Source organism: Stenotrophomonas terrae (genome assembly GCF_039674165.1).
In the GTDB taxonomy this organism is placed as follows: Bacteria; Pseudomonadota; Gammaproteobacteria; order Xanthomonadales; family Xanthomonadaceae; genus Stenotrophomonas; species Stenotrophomonas terrae_A.
This window is the reverse complement of record NZ_JBDJMY010000080.1, coordinates 1-5,883: the sequence shown is the minus strand read 5'-3', so window position 1 is coordinate 5,883 and position 5,883 is coordinate 1. Positions and strand designations below refer to the sequence as shown.

General features: G+C 63.0%; 6 protein-coding genes. All 6 read left to right on the top strand.

The window, feature by feature from the left end:
- Positions 1 to 122: 122 nt before the first annotated feature.
- The 6 genes from ABE493_RS19150 to ABE493_RS19125 all read left to right on the top strand — a co-directional run bounded on the left by ABE493_RS19150 (position 123) and on the right by ABE493_RS19125 (position 5,635).
- Positions 123 to 593 carry a F0F1 ATP synthase subunit B gene (locus ABE493_RS19150; protein ID WP_057626863.1) on the top strand — a complete coding sequence of 157 codons (471 nt, stop codon included), beginning with the start codon at positions 123 to 125 and terminating at the stop codon, positions 591 to 593.
- Between the two features lies 1 nt (position 594).
- Positions 595 to 1,122 carry a F0F1 ATP synthase subunit delta gene (locus ABE493_RS19145; RefSeq protein WP_346500952.1) on the top strand — a complete coding sequence of 176 codons (528 nt, stop codon included), beginning with the start codon at positions 595 to 597 and terminating at the stop codon, positions 1,120 to 1,122.
- Positions 1,123 to 1,166: 44 nt separating this feature from the next.
- Complete coding sequence (gene atpA / locus ABE493_RS19140) at positions 1,167 to 2,714, top strand: F0F1 ATP synthase subunit alpha (protein ID WP_346500950.1); 1,548 nt, start codon at positions 1,167 to 1,169, stop codon at positions 2,712 to 2,714.
- Positions 2,715 to 2,821: 107 nt separating this feature from the next.
- Positions 2,822 to 3,685, top strand: a complete 864-nt coding sequence (gene atpG, locus ABE493_RS19135) for a F0F1 ATP synthase subunit gamma (protein ID WP_346500949.1) — start codon at positions 2,822 to 2,824, stop codon at positions 3,683 to 3,685.
- A gap of 38 nt (positions 3,686 to 3,723) precedes the next feature.
- Positions 3,724 to 5,130, top strand: coding sequence for a F0F1 ATP synthase subunit beta (gene atpD / locus ABE493_RS19130; RefSeq protein WP_346500947.1), 1,407 nt, complete (start codon positions 3,724 to 3,726; stop codon positions 5,128 to 5,130).
- A gap of 82 nt (positions 5,131 to 5,212) precedes the next feature.
- Positions 5,213 to 5,635 carry a F0F1 ATP synthase subunit epsilon gene (locus ABE493_RS19125; protein WP_062167007.1) on the top strand — a complete coding sequence of 141 codons (423 nt, stop codon included), beginning with the start codon at positions 5,213 to 5,215 and terminating at the stop codon, positions 5,633 to 5,635.
- The last annotated feature ends 248 nt before the right edge of the window (positions 5,636 to 5,883 follow it).

Genomic DNA, 5,883 nt, shown 5'->3' with positions numbered 1-5,883 from the left:
GGCTGGGGTTTCCTTTTTTTGGGTGGGGGGGGGGTGGTGGTGGCCCCCCTTTTGGGGTTTTTGTTTGGGTGGGGTCGCGCGGGCGGCGAAACCACCCCCCGACACCAGCGATCGAGCTAATCATGAATATCAATCTCACTCTCTTTGCACAGGCCCTGGCCTTTGCCTTGCTGATCTGGATCATCGCGACCAAGATCTGGCCGCCGTTGTTGAAGGCCATTGAAGAGCGCCAGCAGAAGATCGCTGAAGGCTTGGCCGCTGCCGACCGCAGCCAGAAAGATCTGGCGCAGGCGGAAGTAAAGGTCAACGAGGCGCTGAAAGAAGCGCGCGGCAAAGCCAACGAGATCATCGACCAGGCTCACGCCCGTGCGAACCAGATCGTTGAAGCTGCCAAGAACGAAGCCATCGCCGAAGCCAACCGCCAGAAAGACCTGGCCCAGGCTGAAATCGACGCTGCCGCCAACCGTGCCCGTGAAGATCTGCGCAAGCAGGTGTCTGCTCTGGCCGTGACCGGCGCCGAAAAGCTGCTCAAGCGCGAAATCGATGCCAACGCCCACAAGGCGCTGCTCGACGAGCTGGCTGCGGAGATCTGAGATGAGCCAGGCCCTCACGCTTGCCCGCCCGTACGCCCGCGCCGCCTTTGCGATTGCGCGTGACGAAGGCAAGTTCGCGCCGTGGTCGGACGCGCTTGCGTTCTCCGCCCGCGTTGCTGCCGATCCGCGCGTGTCGGCCTTGCTGTCGAATCCGGAACTGGCACGCGGCGACGCCGTCGCGCTGCTGGCTCCGGAAGCGGCGGACGAAAACTACGGCCGTTTCCTGAGCCTGCTGGCGCAGTCGCGCCGTCTGCAGCAGCTGCCGGAAATCGCCGGTCTGTTCGAGCAGTTGCGCGCCGAAGCCGAACACGTGGTGAAAGCCACCGTGACCTCGGCCACGCAGATGTCCGCTGACGAGCTGGAAAAGATCAAGGCTGCGCTGTGCAAGCGCTTCGGCCGCGAGGTCGAGGTATCGACCGCGGTTGACGCTTCGCTGATCGGCGGCGCCGTGATCGACGCCGGTGACGTGGTGATCGACGGCTCGCTGAAAGGCAAGCTGTCGCGCCTGCAGTCTGCGCTCGCCCACTGAATTCAATTTAACGTCGGCTTGATTGCCGGCACTAGGACTTGACGATGGCTACCACGCTCAACCCCTCTGAAATCAGCGAACTGATCAAGACCCGCATCGAGAAGGTCGCCCTGTCCGCAGAATCGCGCAACGAAGGCACCGTCACCGGCGTGTCCGACGGTATCGTGCGCATCTTCGGTCTGGCCGACGTGATGCAGGGCGAAATGATCGAACTGCCGAACAACACCTACGCCCTGGCCCTGAACCTGGAGCGCGACTCGGTCGGCGCCGTGGTCCTGGGTGATTACCAGAACCTGCGCGAAGGCGACGTGGCCAAGACCACCGGCCGCATCCTGGAAGTGCCGGTGGGTCCGGAAGTGCTCGGCCGCGTGGTCAACGCGCTGGGCGAGCCGATCGACGGCAAGGGCCCGCTGGGCACCTCGCTGACCGCGCCGGTGGAGCGTGTTGCTCCGGGCGTGATCTGGCGCAAGTCGGTCGACCAGCCGGTGCAGACCGGTTACAAGTCGGTCGATGCGATGATCCCGATCGGCCGTGGCCAGCGCGAGCTGATCATCGGTGACCGTCAGACCGGCAAGACCGCGATGGCGATCGATGCGGTGATCAACCAGAAGGGCACCGGCATCAAGTGCGTGTACGTAGCGATCGGCCAGAAGGCCTCGACCGTTGCCAACATCGTGCGCAAGTTGGAAGAGAACGGCGCCCTGGCCCACACCGTGGTCGTGGCTGCCACCGCTTCCGAATCGGCAGCGATGCAGTACATCAGCGCCTACTCCGGCTGCACCATGGGTGAGTACTTCATGGATCGCGGCGAAGACGCCCTGATCGTGTACGACGATCTGTCCAAGCAGGCTGTTGCCTACCGCCAGATCTCGCTGCTGCTGAAGCGCCCGCCGGGCCGCGAAGCCTACCCGGGTGACGTGTTCTACCTGCACTCCCGCCTGCTCGAGCGCGCAGCTCGCGTGTCGGAAGAGTACGTGGAGAAGTTCACCAACGGCGCCGTCACCGGCAAGACCGGTTCGCTGACCGCACTGCCGATCATCGAAACCCAGGCTGGCGACGTTTCCGCCTTCGTTCCGACCAACGTGATCTCGATCACCGACGGCCAGATCTTCCTGGAAACCGATCTGTTCAACGCGGGTATCCGTCCGGCCGTCAACGCCGGTATCTCGGTGTCGCGCGTTGGTGGTGCTGCCCAGACCAAGATCATCAAGAAGCTGTCCGGCGGTATTCGTATCTCGCTGGCCCAGTACCGTGAGCTGGCTGCGTTCGCGCAGTTCGCCTCGGACCTGGACGAAGCTACCCGCAAGCAGCTGGAGCGCGGTCAGCGCGTCACCGAGCTGATGAAGCAGAAGCAGTACGCGCCGATGTCGATTGCCGACCAGGCACTGTCGATCTACGCCGTCAACGAGGGCTTCCTCGACGACGTGCCGGTCAACAAGCTGCTCGGTTTCGAAGCCGGCCTGCATGCGCACTTTGCCAACACCGCAGGCGAGCTGATCAGCAAGATCAACGCCACCGGTGGCTGGAACGACGAGATCGAAGCTGCCTTCAAGAAGGGCATCGCCGATTTCAAGAGCACCGGCACCTGGTAATACCAGTCCTGTAGTGCGGAGCCCTGCTCCGCACGACTGAAAGCAGCGGAGCCTGGCTCCGCTGTACGGCAAACGCGGGGTTCGACCTCGCGCCACGGGAATAAAAGATGGCAAGCGGACGCGAAATCAAAACCAAGATCAAGAGCGTGCAGAACACCCGCAAGGTGACGCGCGCGCTTGAAATGGTCTCGGCCTCCAAGATCCGCAAAGCGCAGGATCGGATGAAGACCTCGCGTCCGTACGCGCAGGCGATGAAGCAGGTGATCGGTCACCTGGCCCAGGCCAGCACCGACTACCAGCATCCGTTCCTGGTGGAACGCGCGCAGGTCAAGCGCGTGGGCTACATCGTGATCTCGTCTGATCGCGGTCTGGCTGGCGGCTTGAACAACAACCTGTTCCGCAAGACCGTTACGGAAATGCGCGAGTGGCAGGACAAGGGCGCGGAGATCGACGTGGTGACCGTTGGCCAGAAGGCCGGCGCGTTCTTCCGTCGTGTCAACGTCAACATGGCCGCCTCGGTGGCCAACATCGGCGACCAGCCCAAGCTGGAAACGCTGATCGGCGTGATCAAGGTCATGCTCGATGCCTACACCGAAGGCAAGGTTGACCGCGTCTACCTGGTGTACAACCGCTTCATCAACACGATGACGCAGAAGGCCAGCTTCGACCAGCTGCTGCCGTTGCCGGCTGCTGAAAAGCAGGTGGCTTCGCACGACTGGGATTACCTGTACGAGCCCGACGCAGCAACCGTGCTTGAGCACGTGATCACCCGCTATATCGAATCGTTGGTGTATCAGGCGGTGCTGGAGAATGTTGCCTCCGAGCACGCAGCTCGCATGGTGGCGATGAAGGCGGCAAGCGACAACGCGAACAAGATGATCGGAACCCTGCAGCTGGTCTACAACAAGGCCCGCCAGGCAGCGATCACCCAGGAAATCTCCGAAATCGTCAGCGGCGCGGCAGCGGTTTAACGCGCGCAGTCAACAGCACACATTTAGAGGATGCAGCAATGAGTCAGGGCAAGATCGTTCAGATCATCGGCGCGGTCGTCGACGTCGAATTCCCGCGCAGCGATGTGCCGAAGGTGTACGACGCGCTGAAGGTCGACAACACCGAAATCACGCTGGAAGTGCAGCAGCAGCTCGGCGACGGCGTTGTCCGTTGCATCGCGCTGGGCTCCACCGACGGCCTGAAGCGTGGCCTGGTTGCCACCAACACCAACCGCGCCATCTCGGTGCCGGTCGGCGCTGGCACCCTGGGCCGCATCATGGACGTGCTGGGTCGCCCGATCGACGAAGCCGGCCCAGTGCAGGCTTCGGACACGTGGGAAATCCACCGCGCTGCGCCGTCGTATGAAGACCAGTCTTCCTCGACCGAGCTGCTGGAAACCGGCATCAAGGTCATCGACCTGATGTGCCCGTTCGCCAAGGGCGGCAAGGTCGGCCTGTTCGGCGGCGCCGGCGTCGGCAAGACCGTCAACATGATGGAACTGATCAACAACATCGCCAAGGCACACAGCGGCTTGTCCGTGTTTGCCGGCGTGGGTGAGCGTACCCGTGAGGGCAACGACTTCTACCACGAGATGAAGGACTCCAACGTCCTTGATAAGGTCGCGATGGTGTACGGCCAGATGAACGAGCCGCCGGGCAACCGTCTGCGCGTCGCCCTGACCGGCCTGACCATGGCGGAGTACTTCCGTGATGAGAAGGACGCCAGCGGCCGCGGCAAGGACGTGCTGCTGTTCGTCGACAACATCTACCGCTACACCCTGGCCGGTACCGAAGTGTCGGCACTGCTCGGCCGTATGCCGTCGGCAGTGGGTTACCAGCCGACCCTGGCTGAGGAAATGGGCGTCCTGCAGGAGCGCATCACCTCGACCAAGTCCGGCTCGATCACCTCGATCCAGGCCGTCTACGTGCCCGCCGATGACTTGACCGATCCGTCGCCGGCCACCACGTTCGCCCACTTGGATTCGACCGTGACCCTGTCGCGTTCGATCGCCTCGCTGGGTATCTACCCGGCCGTGGATCCGCTGGATTCGACCTCGCGCCAGATGGACCCGCAGGTCATTGGTACCGAGCATTACGACACCGCACAGCGCGTCCAGCAGACCTTGCAGAAGTACAAGGAACTGAAGGACATCATTGCCATCCTGGGTATGGACGAACTGTCCCAGGAAGACAAGGAATCGGTGTCGCGCGCCCGTAAGATCGAGCGCTTCTTCAGCCAGCCGTTCCACGTGGCCGAAGTGTTCACCGGCTCGCCGGGCAAGTACGTGCCGCTGAAGGACACCATCCGTGGCTTCAAGGCCATCGTCGATGGTGAGTACGACCACCTGCCGGAGCAGGCGTTCTACATGGTCGGCAGCATCGAAGAAGCGGTCGAGAAGGCCAAGAAGATGGCTGAAAAGGCCTAATTCCACGTAGGGCGGAGTTCGCTCCGCCCACGCGGCAACCTGCGGTGGGCGCAGGCCCACCCAACCAGGCGAAGAGAGATCCATGAGCACCATCCGTTGCGACATCGTCAGTGCCGAGCAGCAGATCTTCAGCGGCGAAGCGACCCTGGTCGTGGCCACCGGTGAGCTGGGCGAGCTGGGCATCGCGCCCAAGCACGCACCGCTGATCACCCGTCTGAAGCCGGGTAAGGTCGTGGTCACCACCGCTGCAGGGGAACACCTTGATTTCGCCATTTCCGGCGGCATCCTGGAAGTACAGCCGCAGGTCGTGACCGTGCTGGCCGACACCGCCATCCGCGCTACCGACATCGATGAAGCATCGGTGCGCAAGGCCAAGGAAGAAGCAGAGCGCGTGCTGGCCCACCGTGGCGAAGCCATGGAGCTGGCCGAGGCACAGCAGAAGCTGGCGGAAATCACGGCCCAGCTGCAAGCCCTGGAGCGTCTGCGCCGCAACCTCAAGCACTGAGGTCTGCAGCAACGCACATAAAAAACGCCGGCCAACAGCCGGCGTTTTTTTTGCATTCCGTAGTGCCGAGCCATGCTCGGCAAGCGTTTGCCTGTGTAGAGCCGAGCCATGCTCGGCAGGCGTTTGCCTGTGTAGAGCCGAGCCATGCTCGGCAAGCGTTTGCCTGTGTAGAGCCGAGCCATGCTCGGCAAGCGTTTGCCTGTGTAGTGGCGGGCCAAGCGGCGCCGGGGGGGGCACCCGGGAGGCCC

Coding starts and splice junctions, on each gene's coding strand:
- ABE493_RS19150 (WP_057626863.1), top strand. CDS start 123: ATGAATATCAATCTCACTCTCTTTGCACAGGCCCTGGCCTTTGCCTTG.
- ABE493_RS19145 (WP_346500952.1), top strand. CDS start 595: ATGAGCCAGGCCCTCACGCTTGCCCGCCCGTACGCCCGCGCCGCCTTT.
- atpA (WP_346500950.1), top strand. CDS start 1,167: ATGGCTACCACGCTCAACCCCTCTGAAATCAGCGAACTGATCAAGACC.
- atpG (WP_346500949.1), top strand. CDS start 2,822: ATGGCAAGCGGACGCGAAATCAAAACCAAGATCAAGAGCGTGCAGAAC.
- atpD (WP_346500947.1), top strand. CDS start 3,724: ATGAGTCAGGGCAAGATCGTTCAGATCATCGGCGCGGTCGTCGACGTC.
- ABE493_RS19125 (WP_062167007.1), top strand. CDS start 5,213: ATGAGCACCATCCGTTGCGACATCGTCAGTGCCGAGCAGCAGATCTTC.